The 14926-nt window shown below is 71.3% G+C and carries 12 protein-coding genes; 3 read left to right on the forward strand and 9 right to left on the reverse strand.

Annotated elements, in window-relative coordinates; genetic code table 11:
* Positions 1-72: 72 nt before the first annotated feature.
* Both ACQP1K_RS04810 and ACQP1K_RS04815 read left to right on the forward strand, forming a co-directional pair.
* Positions 73-1077, forward strand: coding sequence for a 2-hydroxyacid dehydrogenase (locus ACQP1K_RS04810; protein WP_433499649.1), 1005 nt, complete (start codon positions 73-75; stop codon positions 1075-1077).
* Between the two features lie 175 nt (positions 1078-1252).
* Positions 1253-2974, forward strand: a complete 1722-nt coding sequence (locus tag ACQP1K_RS04815) for a glycerol-3-phosphate dehydrogenase/oxidase (RefSeq protein ID WP_433499650.1) — start codon at positions 1253-1255, stop codon at positions 2972-2974.
* Positions 2975-3286: 312 nt separating this feature from the next.
* Here ACQP1K_RS04815 and ACQP1K_RS04820 read toward each other — a convergent pair whose 3' ends face one another.
* Positions 3287-5458: a protein kinase domain-containing protein gene (locus tag ACQP1K_RS04820; protein WP_433499651.1), complete on the reverse strand. Its 2172-nt coding sequence runs from the start codon at positions 5456-5458 to the stop codon at positions 3287-3289.
* Between the two features lie 292 nt (positions 5459-5750).
* On the opposite strand from ACQP1K_RS04820, the gene ACQP1K_RS04825 reads away from it, so the two are divergent.
* Complete coding sequence (locus ACQP1K_RS04825; RefSeq protein WP_433499652.1) at positions 5751-6476, forward strand: class I SAM-dependent methyltransferase; 726 nt, start codon at positions 5751-5753, stop codon at positions 6474-6476.
* A 28-nt stretch (positions 6477-6504) separates the two neighbouring features.
* Here the strand turns inward: ACQP1K_RS04825 and ACQP1K_RS04830 are convergent, their stop codons facing one another.
* Genes ACQP1K_RS04830 through ACQP1K_RS04865 form a run of 8 tightly spaced genes read right to left on the reverse strand, consistent with a single transcriptional unit; the run spans position 6505 to position 14919 of the window.
* A complete protein-coding gene (locus ACQP1K_RS04830; protein ID WP_433499653.1) occupies positions 6505-7557 on the reverse strand; it encodes an alpha/beta hydrolase in 1053 nt (350 codons plus the stop codon).
* Between the two features lie 11 nt (positions 7558-7568).
* Entirely contained in the window at positions 7569-8633 is a 1065-nt protein-coding gene (locus ACQP1K_RS04835; protein WP_433499654.1) for an LLM class flavin-dependent oxidoreductase, read from the reverse strand.
* 28 nt (positions 8634-8661) lie between these two features.
* The gene (locus tag ACQP1K_RS04840) at positions 8662-9468 is read right to left on the reverse strand and encodes a CPBP family glutamic-type intramembrane protease (RefSeq protein WP_433499655.1); all 807 of its coding nucleotides are present in this window, start codon (positions 9466-9468) and stop codon (positions 8662-8664) included.
* A complete protein-coding gene (locus ACQP1K_RS04845) occupies positions 9465-10280 on the reverse strand; it encodes a CPBP family intramembrane glutamic endopeptidase (protein ID WP_433499656.1) in 816 nt (271 codons plus the stop codon). The genes ACQP1K_RS04840 and ACQP1K_RS04845 overlap by 4 nt, the downstream gene beginning before the upstream one ends.
* The gene (locus ACQP1K_RS04850; protein WP_433499657.1) at positions 10258-11604 is read right to left on the reverse strand and encodes a YcaO-like family protein; all 1347 of its coding nucleotides are present in this window, start codon (positions 11602-11604) and stop codon (positions 10258-10260) included. Before ACQP1K_RS04850 ends, ACQP1K_RS04845 begins: the two co-directional genes overlap by 23 nt.
* Positions 11597-12622 carry a TOMM precursor leader peptide-binding protein gene (locus ACQP1K_RS04855; RefSeq protein ID WP_433499658.1) on the reverse strand — a complete coding sequence of 342 codons (1026 nt, stop codon included), beginning with the start codon at positions 12620-12622 and terminating at the stop codon, positions 11597-11599. The genes ACQP1K_RS04850 and ACQP1K_RS04855 overlap by 8 nt, the downstream gene beginning before the upstream one ends.
* A 54-nt stretch (positions 12623-12676) precedes the next feature.
* A complete protein-coding gene (locus ACQP1K_RS04860; protein WP_433499659.1) occupies positions 12677-14005 on the reverse strand; it encodes a coproporphyrinogen-III oxidase family protein in 1329 nt (442 codons plus the stop codon).
* Positions 14002-14919, reverse strand: a complete 918-nt coding sequence (locus ACQP1K_RS04865) for a SagB/ThcOx family dehydrogenase (RefSeq protein WP_433499660.1) — start codon at positions 14917-14919, stop codon at positions 14002-14004. The genes ACQP1K_RS04860 and ACQP1K_RS04865 overlap by 4 nt, the downstream gene beginning before the upstream one ends.
* Between the last annotated feature and the right edge of the window lie 7 nt (positions 14920-14926).

A 14926-nucleotide genomic window follows, 5' to 3' on the forward strand; every position in this document is an offset into this window, starting at 1 on the left:
CGAGGGCAGGGGTCCGATTGCCCTGCCTCGGCGCTCGGCGAGATCGGTAGCTTGGGCTCGGGAGGTCGGATCATGCGTGTTGCGACGTTCAGTGCCAAGCCGTACGACGAGCAGTCGCTCCGGGCGGCGAACGACGAGGCGGGGCACGAGATGGTGTTCCTGGAGTCGCGGCTGTCGGCGAAGACCGCGGCCCTGGCGGCCGGATGCGAGGCGGTGTGCGCTTTCGTCAACGACGATCTCGGTGCGGAGACCCTCACCGCGCTCACCGGCCACGGGGTTCGGCTGATCGCGCTGCGCTCGGCGGGGTTCAACCATGTCGACCTGGTGACGGCGGCCCGGCTGGGGCTGACCGTGGCGCGGGTGCCCGGGTATTCGCCCCACGCGGTCGCGGAACACTGCGCCGGGCTCATCCTCACGCTCAACCGGAAGATCCATCGTGCGTTCAACCGGGTGCGGGAGAACAATTTCAGCCTGACCGGTCTGCTGGGATTCGACCTGTACGGCAAGACGGTCGGAGTGATCGGCACCGGCAAGATCGGTGTCTGCTTCGTCCGGATCATGGCGGGGTTCGGCTGCCGAGTCCTCGCGACCGATCCCTATCCGAGCGAGGAGGCCCGGCGCGCGGGCGCGGAGTACGTGCCACTGGACACGCTCCTCGCCGAGTCGCACATCGTCACCCTGCACTGCCCGCTCGGACCGGACACCCATCATCTGATCGACCGGGAGCGGATCGCCCGGATGCGGGACGGGGTCATGCTCGTCAACACCAGTCGCGGCGCGCTGGTGGACACGGCCGCGGTCATCCAGGGGCTGAAGAGCGGCAAGATCGGCTATCTGGGCCTCGACGTGTACGAGGAGGAGGCCGACCTGTTCTTCGAGGACCTGTCCGACCAACTCCCGAGGGACGAGGTGTTCTCCCGGCTGCTCACGTTTCCGAACGTACTGATCACCGGACACCAGGCGTTCTTCACCGCCGAGGCGCTGCACAACATCGCCACTACCACGATCTCCAACATCACCGCCTTCGAGCGCGACGGGACGCCCCTGCACGAGGTCATCGCCGAACCCGTGTCCTGATGGTCGCGGCCGAGCTCGGCGGCCCTGGGCGTACCGCACCGCGAGCGAGATGGACCGCGCGGAACCGACATTTCGGGAGATCCTTGGGAAAGGGGAGGTTAAACAGGATTCCCGCTGGACTACCCGTGGGTAGATTTACCAGGGCAGAGGCGAGAAGCCGTACAGAGGGAGCCCTATGTCGGTGAGGATGGGCGCGGCGCGGCTCGGCCCGGCTGAACGCGCTTCCGCGTTGGCGCGGATGGAGTCACAGGAACTCGACCTGGTGGTGATCGGCGGCGGCGTCGTCGGGGCCGGCGTGGCCCTGGACGCCGCGACCCGCGGCCTGTCCGTGGGACTCATCGAGGCGAGGGACTTCGCCTCCGGGACGTCGTCGCGGTCGTCCAAACTGATCCACGGAGGGCTGCGTTACCTCGAGCAGTTCGACTTCGACCTGGTCAGGGAGGCTCTGCGGGAGCGTGCGATGCTCCTCCAGCGAATCGCACCCCATCTGGTGCGGCCGGTGCCGTTCCTGTTCCCGCTGACCCACCCCGTCTGGGAGCGTCCGTACATCGGGGCCGGGATGATCCTCTACGACACGCTCGGCTTCTCCTTCGGCGCCGGGCGCGGGGTGCCCGGGCATCGGCACCTGACCAGGAAGGCCGCCCTCCGGGTGGCCCCCGCGCTCAAGCGGTCCGTGTTCGGCGGGGCCGTGCAGTACTGGGACGCCCAGGTCGACGACGCGCGTTATGTCATGACCATGCTCAGGACGGCCGCGACGTACGGCGCGCACATCGCCTCACGCGCGCGGGCGATCGGCTTCCTGCGGGAGGGCGAGCGGGTCACCGGTGTGCGGGTGCGCGACCTGGAGACCGGCGCCGAGCTGGACGTACGCGCCGGCCAGGTCGTCAACGCGACCGGGGTGTGGACCGACGAGATCCAGCAGCTCGTCGGCGGGCGCGGGCAGATCCACGTCCGGGCGTCCAAGGGCATCCACCTGGTGGTGCCCCGTGATCGCATCCACTCCCTCACCGGCATCGTCATGCGCACCGAGAAGTCGGTGCTGTTCGTCGTCCCGTGGGGCCGCCACTGGATCATCGGGACGACCGACACCGAGTGGACGCTCGACAAGGGGCGTCCCGCCGCGTCCCGGGCCGACATCGACTACCTGCTCGATCACGTCAACTCCGTGCTGGCGGTGCCGCTGACCAGGGACGACGTCGAGGGCGTCTACGCCGGGCTGCGGCCGCTGCTCGCCGGGGAGTCGGAGGAGACCTCCAAGCTGTCGCGCAAGCACGTGGTCGCGCATCCGGTGCCCGGCCTGGTCATGGTCGCAGGCGGAAAGTTCACCACCTATCGCGTGATGGCCGCCGACGCGGTCGACGCGGTCGCACACGGTCTCGACCAGCGCGTGCCCCGGTCCTGTACGCACCTGGTGCCGCTCGTGGGGGCGGAGGGCTTCCAGGCGCTGTGGAACTCCCGCTACCGCCTGGCCCGCTCGTCCGGGCTGCACGTCGCCAGGATCGAGCACCTGCTCAGGAGATACGGCTCGATGATCGACGAGGTGCTGGCGCTCATCGAGGAGGATCCCTCGCTCGGGCGCCCGCTCACCGGCGCCGACGACCACCTCCGGGCCGAGATCGTGTACGCCGCCACGCACGAGGGCGCCCGGCACCTCAACGACACGCTGGCCCGGCGCACGCGGATCTCGATCGAGACCTTCCACCGGGGCACGGCCGTCGCCCAGGAGGCCGCCGAGCTCATGGCGGGCCCGCTCGGCTGGGACACCGATCAGATCAAGCGCGAGGTCGAGCACTACACCAGGCGCGTCGAGGCCGAGCGGGCCTCCCAGGAGCAGGACTCCGACCGGGAGGCCGACGCGATCCGCCTCGGCGCACCGGAGATCGTCCCCATGACCTGACGTGCAGGCGTCAGGCCCGGCCGTACATCATGGCAGGGTCCACGAGGAGTACGGTGCGGTGCGATTTCCGCGTGCCTCGGGCGGAGGCCGTCGTCGAAGCCGGCGCCGCTGTAGCAGGCCGGTACGGTGCCGGAGGTGGCGCAGCCCTTGGCCGACAGCCTCACCTCCGCCTGCGTGCCGGTCGCGAAGGAGGTGAGGGCCTCCACTCCCGGTCGAAGATGTGTCGCGGCTTGGCCACCAAGTGATCATCTCGATACTGAAGTGCGGTCTCCGGGGGCGGCGGGCGAACCGGTGAGGTCGGGCCGGGGGACGTCAGGCGAAGGTGTAGTTGAACGAGGGGAAGACCTCTCCGGAGTTCCCGTCCGCCGGGGTGGCCTCGTAGACGAGTGTGCGCACGGTGTCGCCGCTGAGGTTGACGAGCACGATCAGAGATCCCTGCGCGGTGCGGGGCGGCCGGCAGGCGACGTGGACGGCGTCGTCGTACCAGCCGAAGAGATCCACGCACTCGGAGGAGAAGCCGATCTTCTCCCGGCCGGTCCGGACGTCCCGTACGCACACCTTCTCCAGCGAGGTGGCGCAGAAGGCGACGAAGGAGTCTCCGGACGGTGTGAACAGGTTGCGCGCCTCGGCGAAGCCGTCCTCGTTTCGCGAGGTGACCACGTCGGGGATCTCGCGGCGGACCTTCCCGGCTGCGCTGTAGAACCGGAGCCCCTTCGTCTTCCCGTCGTCGAACAACGCGACCACGCCCTTCTGCTCGCCGTCCCAGCCGAAGATGCTGCGTGAGACGGACGGGTCGTCGATCTTCACCACCCGGACCGTCTTGTCGATCGCGTCGATCACGATGAAGCCGGCGCTGACGAATTCGTCGCCCTTCTTCTTCAGCCTGGTCAGCAGCACCCGGCGGCTGTCTCGGGACCAGTGCGCCCACGCCTCTGACTCCGGGGCCGGGACCGTCAGCACCCTGCCGGTCCGGCCGGTCTTCAGGTGGGTGACGTCCACGTAGTTGTCCAGGCCGTGGAAGGAACGCGGAATCCCGATGGCGTACTCGCCGTCCAGCGACACGTCGACGGCCGTGTAATTCGACCATTTCTCGAATTCGGCGCCCCGGGATTTCCTGGCGTACGCGGTGATGTTTCCGCTGCCGTCAGCCACGCTGTACGACGCGAGCGACGCGGTGTCCTCGGGATGGTCGTAGAAGACGGCGGGGCCGACCGTGCCGGGAAGCTTCACCTCGGTCAGCTCCGCTGCCGGAACGGCGCCGCTCCGCGTCGGATTCGGGGTCGGGGTCGAAGCGCCCGGGTCCGCCGCGGCCGGGGTGCCGTCCCCGGTGACGGGGACGATTCCCGGCACGGAGACCTCGGGCGAGGCCGAGAGGGAGGTCTGCGCACGTACGGTCCTGTCGTCCGGGTCGTCCCCCCTGCCCTGGGAGAGCACGAAGACGCCGACCCCCACGCCGACGATCCCGGCGGAGGCGGCGGCGATCATCTTGGTCCCCGGGCGGAACGTCCGTTTCACCCTGGTGGCCGGGCCGTCGTCCTGCCGCGGCGGGGGCGCGGTCGACGCCGGCGTCGGGGGCGGTGTCGGTACAGGGGCCGGTAAAGGGGCCGGGACAGGAGTCGGGACGGGGCGCGGCCAGGCGCGGGTCTGTACGGTCTCCGGCGGGGCAGCCCCGGTGCCGGCCTGCTCCAGCAGTGCGTCGATGACCTGCTGGGCGGTCGGCCGGTCGGCGGGGTTCTTGTCGAAGCAGGAGCCGACCAGGACGCGGAGCGTTCCCTCGACGTCCCTGATCTCCGGCTCGGTGTTCAGGATGCGGTTGATCACGGCGGGCAGCGGCTCGCTGCCGAACGGATGGTCGCCGGTCGCCGCGAAAACGATCGTGCCGGCCCAGGCGAACATGTCGGTGGCCGGTCCGATGTGCTGATCGAGGAACTGTTCGGGCGCCATGTAGGCGGGTGTCCCGACGATCGCCGAGGTCAGCGACGCGCTGGCGTCCAGTGCCCGGGAGATGCCGAAGTCGATGACCCGCACCCCGTCGGGCCCCATGAGCACGTTGGGCGGTTTGAAATCGCGGTGCACGATGCCGGCCCGGTGGATGGCCGCCAGCGCGGTCGCCGTGCCGATGGCCAGGCGATGCAGCGCGTTTCCCCTGATCGGGCCGTCGGCGGTGACACGCTGCTGGAGCGAGGGGCCGTCGATGTACTCGCTGACGATGTAGGGCCGGGCGAGTTCCACGCCGGTGTCGAGGATCTGCGCGGTGCAGAAGGGGGCCACCCGCTGCGCCGACGCCACCTCCCGGAGGAAACGCGGGGTGTCCGCGCCTTCTCCCGTCAGGTCGGAGCGTATCCACTTGACCGCCACCGGCTCGCCCGACGGTCCGGTGGCGTGGTAGACGGTTCCCTGACCGCCGCTGCCCAGACGTCCGGTGAGCAGGTACGGACCGATTCGCGGCGGGTCGCCCGGCCTGAGTGGTGATATTTCCGGCACGGCTTGATTGTGATGGATCGTTCTCCCGCCCATCAGGGATCACTGTGACAAGAGTTACGAAACCGCAGCATATGGGACACCGGCGACTAGCGGTCCCCGGGCCGTCCTCACCCCGCCCGGCGGGCGACGGCGGCCGGATGCCGTGGTCACGGCGAGAACGTCGGCCGTACGCGTCGATGTCGTCATGTCCCCTGCCACGGATCCGGACGCCCGCCGGTTCGCGGTGATCACGCCGCCTCGTATGCGGGAAAAAACCTATACAGATCAGGCTTACCGCTGGTAAGAACAGAACGTGCCGAAGCCACGTGGGAAGTACGGGGTGGACGCCCCGGGAGTGCCTGCCGGACTCGCAGTGGGCGGAGTCGCCGAGCTGGTCCTCGCCGCGGTGTTGTTCGCGGTCGGCTGGCCGATCCCGGCCCTGGTGCTGCTGGTCGGCGGGATGACCATGGTGGTCGCCGCGGCCGTGTTCGCGCACACCACCCTGCGCGGCAAGTTCCAGGTCTGGGACGAGGAGCTGGATCGGCTCGGCCTGACCGGGACCGAGCGGGTCCTCGACCTCGGTTGCGGCCGAGGCCTCGTCCTGATCCAGGCGGCGGGCCGGCTCAGCGACGGCTCGGCCACCGGTCTCGACCTGTGGACCCGGGACCAGTCGGGCAACAGCCGGGAGGCGACCCTGGCCAACGCGCGGGCCGAGGGGGTGGCCGACCGGGTCGAACTGGTCACCGGTGACATGCGCGATCTGCCGTTCGAGGACGGATCGTTCGACCTGGTCGTGTCCAGCCTGGCCGTGCACAACATCCCGGACGCCGAGGGGCGGGCCGCGGCGGTGCGCGAGGCGTTCCGGGTGCTGGCGCCGGGCGGCAGGCTGCGGCTGGCGGACTTCCGCCACGCCCGCGACTACGCCGAAATCCTGCGCGAGTGCGCGGCGGCGGACGTGCGCGTCTACGACCTCGGCTGGCGGTTCTGGTACGGCGGGCCGCACGCGCGGACTCTGATGGTCGCCTGCGAGCGGCCCTGACGCCGTGCCGGATCGGCCGCCGCCTCCGTCACCGGGACAGGCCGTCCAGCCATTCCCGCGCGGCGGCGAACCACGCCGTGGCGTTGCGGTGCAGATTGAGCGCGTGCCCGGCCCCGTCGAGCACGAAGGTCTCCAGGTGGGCCTCCGGCGGGAAGAACCAGCTCTCCCACGTCTTCACCGCCTCCGCGTCGGTGCACTGGAGATAGGGCCCGTTGCAGAACAGGTCGTCGTGCCCACCGACCGCGAGGAACACCGGGACCCGCACAGCGCCGGAGATCGCGGGGTCCCCGGCCTCGGCCAGGGTGGCCTGCTCGCCGGTGGTCATCGTCGTCTTCGTCAGCTCGATCACCGACGGCATCAGCGGCGAGACGCCGGCCCGGTCGAGGAACAGGTCGGCCCGGCTGCCCGTCTTGGTGGTGAGGTATCCGGACGGCGGACGGGACAGCCCGAGCAGGGGGTCGTCGGCGGCGGGGACGATGGCCTCGTTGAGCTCCTCCAGCCTGGGCCCGACCGAGTGGACGAAGCCGGTGACCGCCAGCGCGTCCAGGTCACCGTTCCGGGCCGCCTCGGTGAGGAGAACGCTGGAGCCGAAGGAGTGCCCCACCCCGATCACCCGCCGATAGGCATGGCCGTCCACGGCGCCGGTACGCAACCGGCCCACGACCTCGTGGACCGCGCCGGCCTCGCTGCCGAGGTCGGTGGCAGCGGCGGGCGTGCGGTCGCTCAGGCCGGTGCCCGGCCGGTCGAGCGCGAGCACCGCGTACCCCGCCTCGGCCATGTACCGAACGTACGACGGGGAGCGGGTGTCGGCGGGAGTGAGCCAGTACGCCTGGTCGAAGGTGGCGCCGGCGAGCAGCAACTGGACGGTGTCCGGCGCCTGGCCGGACGGCAGGCACAGGGTGCCCCGGAGCGTGGCGGTCTGATCCGCCACGGGCGCCGGTACGGAGACCGGTCGGCATCTGGACGCGGTGGCGGCGGCAGCAGGCGTGGGGAGGGCGGCGGGCACGGCGGTGAGCAGCACAAGCCCCGCCAGGGCGGTGAGCCGGGCGAAAGAGAAGCGCGGCGGCCGGTTCTCGGACATCTGGACCTCCTTCAGGCCGGTACGGCGGACAGGCTCGGCAGCACCTTGTCCAGAAACCTTTCGAGGCTCGCCACGGCGAGGTCCCCGGGGACCGCCCCGAAGTCCATCTGCCACAGGAACCCGTCCACGCCGAGCACCCCGGCGATCTCCTGGACGCGTTCGCTCACCGTGGCCGGTGAGCCGACGACCGCGCTGCCCAGGCTCCGGAACGACACGGGGTCGAGAGCGCGGATCGCCCGGCTCATGCCGGTGTAACCGCGGTAGTCGTCGGAGGTGGTCGCCACCCATGTGTCGGTGGCCTCGGCCCAGACATCGAGGTACGTACGCAACAGGGGGTCGGCGATCCGCCGGGCGTCCTCGTCGGTGTCGCCCACGTACAACGGGAGGCTGGCCACCACCCGGGGCCGGTGCCGGTGGCCGGATTCGGCGAAGGCCTCCCGGTAGACGGCGATGTGGTCGCTCATCTCGCTCAGCGGGGTGAGCGCGGGGGTGACGAGCAGGTTGAACCCCCGCTCCCCGATCCAGGCGAAGCTGGAGCGGGAGCGGACCGCCGCGACCCACACGGGAGGGTGCGGCCGCTGCGTCGGGCGCGGCAGGATCGTCACGTCCCGGAACTCGAAGAACGGGGTGCGCACGCTGACCCGCTCCTCGGTCCACAGCCGCAGCACGGTGTCCACGGTCGTGGTGAAGCGCTCCCTGCTGCCGTCCATCGGCACCTGGAACGCCGCGAACTCCTGGGGCAGGTACGCGCGCGCGAAGCCGATGTCGAGCCGCCCGCCGCTGATCGCGTCCACCATCGCGGCCTCGGAGGCGAGCCGGATGGGGTGGTGGAAGACCGGCAGCACGCATCCCGTCATCAACCGGATCCGTTCGGTCGCGGCGGCCACGGCGGACAGGAAGGCCAGCGGGCTCGGACAGTAGCCGCCGTAGCCGCCGAGATAGTGCTCGGTCATCTTCACATGGCTCATCCCGCCCTGGTCGGCGAGACGGCTCAGCAGCAGTACGTCCCGGAAGTAGTCGTCGGGTGCCTTCGTCGCGGGCACGCAGTCCGGGAGCAGGGACAGGCCGTGGAACATGCGGGTTCCTTTCTCCGCGCGTGACCCCCTAGGCCACCGCGAACAGGAAGAAGGTGACGTGCGCCACCATCAGCGGGAGCAGCGCCGGGTAGTGCCAGAACAGGACGCTGTGCGTGAGCCCCATCACGATCGCGCCGACGACGGGGAACATCGCGGCCCGCCAGGAGGACATCAGGAAGATCTGCATGACGGTGAACAGGAGGCAGGAGACCCCGATCGCCGGGAGCGGCCCGGCGTCGCGCAGCCAGGTCAGCACCAGCCCGCGGAAGACGACCTCCTCGCTGCCCACCTGCACCGCTGTCAGCGTGAGGGCGAGGGGGAGGGAGACCACCTCCATCGTCTTCAGATGGTGCCGGATCCAGCCGCCCCGCGACCGGCCGAGCCACTGCCGCATCCGCTCCTCGCCCGCCACGGCGCCCGCAGCCGACGCCGGCCGCACCCGCGAACCCGGTCTCTCCGCCGACGCGCGCCGCATGCCGATCGTCTGGATCCCCTCGATCAGCACCCGGCACAGCAGCGAGCCGAGGGCCACCTCGCCGACGCCGATGGCGGCACCGAGCGCGATCAGTCCGGGCCGGTCCCAGCCGAGCGTGAGCTTCGTCAGGTCGACGCCCGTGACCAGGACGAGGAGCAGTACGACCAGGACGTGGCTCGCGCCCGCCGCCATCAGCTCCAGCACGCTGCCGCGCTCGCTCGCGTCCCATCGGCGGGCGAAGGGAAGCAGGTGAGCCGCCCGGCGGCACGCGGCGAACAGCGCCGCCTTGGCGTACCTGTAGTAGAGGACGACCAGTACGGCCAGCACGACGGCGCGGACCGGCCAGGGCAGGGTGCTCATACCGGTGTCCTCCGCGCTCTCGGGGCGGGGGCCCGGCGGGGCTCGCCGCGCCGGTAGCGCCACACCCAGACGTTGAACACGACATGGGCGATGACCGCGGCGAGCACGTTGCCGGTGAGCAGGGTGGCCGCGCACGCGGCCACCGCGAGGGGCGCCTTGGCCAGCACCTGGACCCAGCCGAAGAAGACGTGCGAACAGGAGAAGACGCCGGCGGCCACCGCGAGGGCTCCGGCCACGAGCCAGCCGTTCGAGAAGAGCAGCGCGAGCCGGGTCAGCAGCCCGCGGAACACCAGCTCCTCCCCGACGGCCACGGCGACCAGCAGCTCCAGCCGGACCCGCAGGTCGCCGTCGGTCGGCGCGTAGTCGTTGCGTGCCCGGACCAGGCCGGTGCGGCGTCGCTCCGACACCCCGGTGCCTGTGGCGGCGAACCCCGCGGGCCGGGGCGCGGTCATCCGGGGCGGCCGGGGCGCCGCGGGCCGGGGGCTCGGCCCGCCCCAGGACGTGGTGATCGCCCGGTCCGTCCGGATGATCACCAGGCCGAGCGCGACGCCGGCGGCCGCCCCCGCGGGCAGCCCCCACCAGCCGGCGGGATGCCCGGGCACCGGCAGGACCACCGCCGCCGGACCCAGCAGCATCCCGGCCGAGACGATCAGCAGCCCCATGAGCAGCACGTGCACGCCGAGCAGCGGGAGACGCCGCACCCAGGCCCACCGGGTGTGCAGGTGAGCCGAGAGCGTCAGGCAGGACAGGCTCAGCAGCCCGAGCGCGGTGAGGGCGTACGCCCTGGTGTCAGGGATAGGGGTGGGGATCATGGCGGCGGAATCCTCCATAGGCGGCGAACCGCTCGTGTGCCGCCATCGGGGCGCTGGGCAGGGGGAGCGTCATCAGATCCGGAGACCAGAACCGGGCCACGACGAACCCCAGGTCGGCCACGTCCACGGTGGTGAAATCGGCCGCGTACAGGCGTTTCCCGGTGGCGTGGAATGCGTGGACCAGGGCACGCGCGCGGACTCCGGCCGGCCGGTCGTCGTCGGGCGGCAGGTCGTCGGCTGAGGCGTCGTCGCAGTCGCCGAACCTGGCGTTCACCACCCGCGCTCCCTCGGGCCTGGCCGCCAGGGAGACGTTCGACTCCAGGTCGAAGATGTCCTCCGGCTTGGCGGACTCCTGCTCGAACCGCTGCTGCAGGGCCGACCACACGGCCAGTCCGCGTACCCCGGCGGCCTCCAGCAGCGCCCGGTACATGGCCCGCTCCAGCACCCCGTCGATGCCGAGGCCCACGGCCACGGCGGGCAGCCGGCTGTCCGGGCTGCGGATCAGGCAGGCGATGGTGAACCCCGGCAGATCGGCGCTGGGCAGCAGATGGAACTCCGGCCGGTCGCCGCGCCGGTCGAAGGCGGACTCGATCACCCGCTGCAGCGCTGCCGTCCTGGGCCCGTGGGCGATCCGGACCGACCTGCTTCCGCCGTACCAGTGGCTGATCGCCGCGTCGAGCTGGACCATCTCCTCCAGCGCGTTGAGCGCGGCCCGGTCCGGATCGGTGTGCGAGGCGGTGCCGGTGGAGACGGCGGGGGCGAGCCACGGTTCGCCCATCGTGTCCTGGACGACGTAGCCGACCAGCAGCACCTGGGCCGGAACCCAGCAGTCCAGGCCGTCTCGCAGCCGGGTGGCGCGTACCCAGCCGATCGGGTCGCCGTCCCGGCGCGGCCGGAACGGAAACCCCGCACGGCGGTACTGCTCGGCGCTGTACGGCTCGGCCGGCCCGGCGTCGTACGGCTCGCCGGCCGAGGTCAGCTCCTCGACCGAGGCGTACCGGATGGGGAACCGCCCGCTCACCGGGGCCAGGTAGCCGCCGTACCGCTCGACCACCTCGCCGAGCGTCCTGATGTGCGACTCGAACGGGCGAAGCCCGTACCCGCCGATGTGATAGGCGCCGATCTTCGGGGTCGGCAGGCCGCGCAGCACGTGCACCCCGGTCAGCTCGCCGCCGGCCACCATGAGCCGTGGTCCGCCGCGCTGGCGTTGCAGGAACCCCATCGACGGCATCAGCCCGCACAGCGGCGAATGCATCCGGGCCCTGAGCCGCTCGGTGAACTGGTCGGGGGCCTCCACCACCCGGAGGGCCGGCAGGTCAGGCATCGATCCACCGCCGTACGTCGAAGTACAGCTCGGTGGCCTCCCGCTGGACCACCGGCCCGCAGGCCCGGCAGCCCGGCATCCGCAGCACCTCGGAGTAGGCGATCTCCATTGTCGGCACGTAGATCCCGAGCACCTTGCCGAGCGTGGTGGTCGACCCGGTCGTGGCGAGGTTGAGCGCCTCCAGGCCTACGTGGCCGGCGACCAGGGCACGCAGGGCGTCGAGGGTGGGCGGTTCGCCCACGCGGATCGTCTGGCGGACCAGCGCGTCCTTGTACCGCTGGTAGGCGGCCGTCTCGCGGAGATTCATCAGCACCCGGGTCTCGAAGCAGGCGAAGCACGCCGAGGTCGGCGGGGAGAACGACGGGCCGATCAGCACCATCGGGCCGTCGATCGCCGCCTGGATCCAGGGGGTGCGCAGCGCCAGGGCGACCCGGTTGAGCACCGACAGGCGGAGCGGATGCGGCGCCTCGGCGACGTGGACCAGGAGCTTGCCGCGCCACGGCTCGAACCGCTCGGCGAACCGCTCGAACTCCAGCCCGTCCTCCAGCGCCACGAGGTCGGCCTCCAGGAGCTCCCGGTGCAACGGGTCGTCCTCCCCGGCGGCTTCGACCCCGCCGGGCGCGCTGGCCGCGAGCACCCGGACGGTCGCGTCGGCCAGCGGGCCGGAGCCCAGGACCACCGTCGGCATGGCGGGGGCCTCGGCGGTGTAGGCGCCGGTGCTCTCCAGATAGCCGTCCAGCGCGGTCTCCGGCGCGTGGGAGATCACCCCGAGCTGGTCGAGGTGGTCGACCAGCGCCTCCACCTCGGCCCGGGTGACCCCGTTGGCCTTCGCCACGTCGGCCCGGCTCGTGGTGCCGTCGAGCCCGCTCAACAGGTTGAACAGGCGGCCGGTGCGGGCGTGGTCGATCAGGGTGTAGGAGCGGACGTTCCACACCCCGTGGCGTAGCTCCACCGTGTCCGCGTCATGGGCGATGACGCTGAAGGACGGTTTGATCCGCACGTTCTTGCTCTGTTGCACGCTGACATTCCTTCCTCAAGGGCCGCGTCGCGGCGATCCGCCGGTCTTGCGAGGTCAGCCCAGCAGCGCCGCGGCCTGGGGCTCGGCTCCGCCGGTTCCGGCGATCCCGGCGAACTGCAGGTCGATGAAGGCGTCCGTGATCTGGTCGCGGCCGAGCCGTACGCCCTCCTCGTCCGAGTGCACGTCGGCCACCCGTTCCAGGAAACCGAGCAGGTGGCGGCAGGGGCCCAGGGACAGGGCCTCCTCCAGCTCGGTGCCGGTCCGCTCCCGCCACAGCGACCGCGAGGCGCCCTCGAACGTGGTGAGCGACTGGTACAGGAACCGGGCCGCGATGGCCGGGGAGGCGGCGGGGTAGCGCTCGTCGAAGCGCAGCGGGTCCCGGTTGTAGGCGGTCAGGAAACCGCGCCGATGGGCGAGGTACTCGCCTCCGATGAGGGAGGTGGCGCCGGAGCCGAAACCGGCCCAGTCCATCCTGAGCTGGAAGTAGGCCAGGTCGCTGAGGCAGCGGTGGTGACCGAAGTGGCTCATCGCGTACTCGGGTAGTCCCGCCTCCGTGAGCAGCCCGGCCGCCCGGGCGTACGCCGTCTTCTGCTCGGCGCGCAGCATGGCGGTGGTGCCGCGGGTCACCTGCCGCCGCAGCACCGTTCCGTGCGCTGGCCGGTACGGATACAGCGCGACGTGCGTCACCGGCAGTTCGAGGGCGGCGCGTACGGACGCCTCGACCTCGTCGAGGTCCTCGCCGGGCAGGCCGCAGATCAGGTCGATCGACCGATCCTCGAACCCCGCCTCCGCCGCGAGATGGACCGCGTGTCGTGCCTGCGTCGCGTCGTGGCTGCGGCCCAGCCTGCGCAGTCTCCGCTCATCGAAGGACTGCACGCCGCTGCTCCACCGGCGGAAGCCGACGTCGCGGAAGGCGGCCAGTTTGGCGAGGGTCAGGCTTTCCGGGCTGCACTCGATGGTCGACTCGTCGAGTGGCCGCGACATGTCGAACACCTCGTGCAGCGCCTCGCCAATCAGCGCGATCTCGTGCTCGGCGAGGATGCTGGCCGTGCCGCCGCCCCAGTACATGATGGCCGGGCGGTAGCCGCGGCCGGACAGCTCGGCGCCCCGCTCCCTGATCTCCCGGCAGAGCGCGTCGATGTACGCCCGCCGGGAGACGTCGGCCGGCCGGAGCAGCAGCTCGGACGTGGGAATCTCGGTCACCCAGTCGCAGAAGTGGCACTTGGAGTTGCAGAACGGCACGTGCACATAGATCAACAGCGGCCGTGTCCCGGTCGTCGTGCCGGTCGTGCCGGTCGTGCCGGTCGTACCGGTCGTTGTATCGGTCGTACCGGTCGTGTCGGCCGTACCTGTTGTGCCGGTCGTACCGGCTGTGTCGGTCATCCCGGCCATCCGACGAAGATCGTGTGTGCGAGGAAGGACAGCACGCCGTCCAGCCCGAGCGCCTCGTTCGCGTGGTCGTCCACATAACTGGAGCAGTCGGTCGTGCCGAGGCCGAACCCGGTGGCGGTCAGATGGACGTTCTGGGAGATGCCGCCGCACTCGTGCAGTACGAAGCGCATTCCGCGCGGGCCGTACTTGCGCATCGACCGCCACGGTCTGGCGATGAGCAGGACGACGGCGGCGGCGCTGTCGATGGAGATGATCTCGCCGGGGATGGCGAACGAGTCGCGCAGCCGGTCCACCACGGCCCGGTCGCCGGTGCGGACCAGCGCGTCCTCCACCGGGCTGTAGCGGTAGGTGCCGACGTCGAGCTCGGGCACGTCCAGCGCGGCGAGGTGGACCTCCACGGGGTAGAGCCCGCCGCCGCTCGGCACGGCGCGGAACCGGAACGTGGCGCCGCCGCCCCGCATCAGCTCGGCGTCGGCCTCGCCCGTGACGCCGGCGGCGAAGCGCAGCAGCGTGCCGATCTCGGCGAGGGACACCGGGTCGCCGGTGTATCTGCGCACGCTGCGCCGCCGGACGACCGCCTCGTCCAGGGCGATCGACACCGACAGGGGCGGCGGCAGCTCGACCCGGTCGGCGTCGGAGACCGACTCATGATCGATGACGGACAGCGCGGTGGCCATCACGTCGCCGAAGTAGTCGGCCCCGGAGAGCTGGGCCTCGCGGTCCCAGGGCGCGAAGCGGCCGGCGACGATGAACTCCTCGGCGGGCCGCGGGAACGTGGATTCGCCCAGGTTGTCGTAGCGGGCCTGGTGGGTGCGCAGGCCCACGGCCGACAGGCCCGGGCTGAGCAGCCGGTAGGCACTGACCCCCGCGCTCGACTGGGCCAGCTCGGGATCGGTGTGGTCCATCGCCGCG

The sequence above is a fragment of the Sphaerimonospora sp. CA-214678 genome (genome assembly GCF_050942215.1).
Lineage (GTDB): Bacteria > Actinomycetota > Actinomycetes > Streptosporangiales > Streptosporangiaceae > Sphaerimonospora.

Excerpts from the sequence above, each read along its gene's own strand:
- ACQP1K_RS04860 (WP_433499659.1), bottom strand. The coding sequence starts at position 14,005 with ATGACCGACACAGCCGGTACGACCGGCACAACAGGTACGGCCGACACG.
- ACQP1K_RS04815 (WP_433499650.1), top strand. The coding sequence starts at position 1,253 with ATGTCGGTGAGGATGGGCGCGGCGCGGCTCGGCCCGGCTGAACGCGCT.
- ACQP1K_RS04845 (WP_433499656.1), bottom strand. The coding sequence starts at position 10,280 with ATGATCCCCACCCCTATCCCTGACACCAGGGCGTACGCCCTCACCGCG.
- ACQP1K_RS04810 (WP_433499649.1), top strand. The coding sequence starts at position 73 with ATGCGTGTTGCGACGTTCAGTGCCAAGCCGTACGACGAGCAGTCGCTC.
- ACQP1K_RS04830 (WP_433499653.1), bottom strand. The coding sequence starts at position 7,557 with ATGTCCGAGAACCGGCCGCCGCGCTTCTCTTTCGCCCGGCTCACCGCC.
- ACQP1K_RS04840 (WP_433499655.1), bottom strand. The coding sequence starts at position 9,468 with ATGAGCACCCTGCCCTGGCCGGTCCGCGCCGTCGTGCTGGCCGTACTG.
- ACQP1K_RS04850 (WP_433499657.1), bottom strand. The coding sequence starts at position 11,604 with ATGCCTGACCTGCCGGCCCTCCGGGTGGTGGAGGCCCCCGACCAGTTC.
- ACQP1K_RS04865 (WP_433499660.1), bottom strand. The coding sequence starts at position 14,919 with ATGGACCACACCGATCCCGAGCTGGCCCAGTCGAGCGCGGGGGTCAGT.
- ACQP1K_RS04835 (WP_433499654.1), bottom strand. The coding sequence starts at position 8,633 with ATGTTCCACGGCCTGTCCCTGCTCCCGGACTGCGTGCCCGCGACGAAG.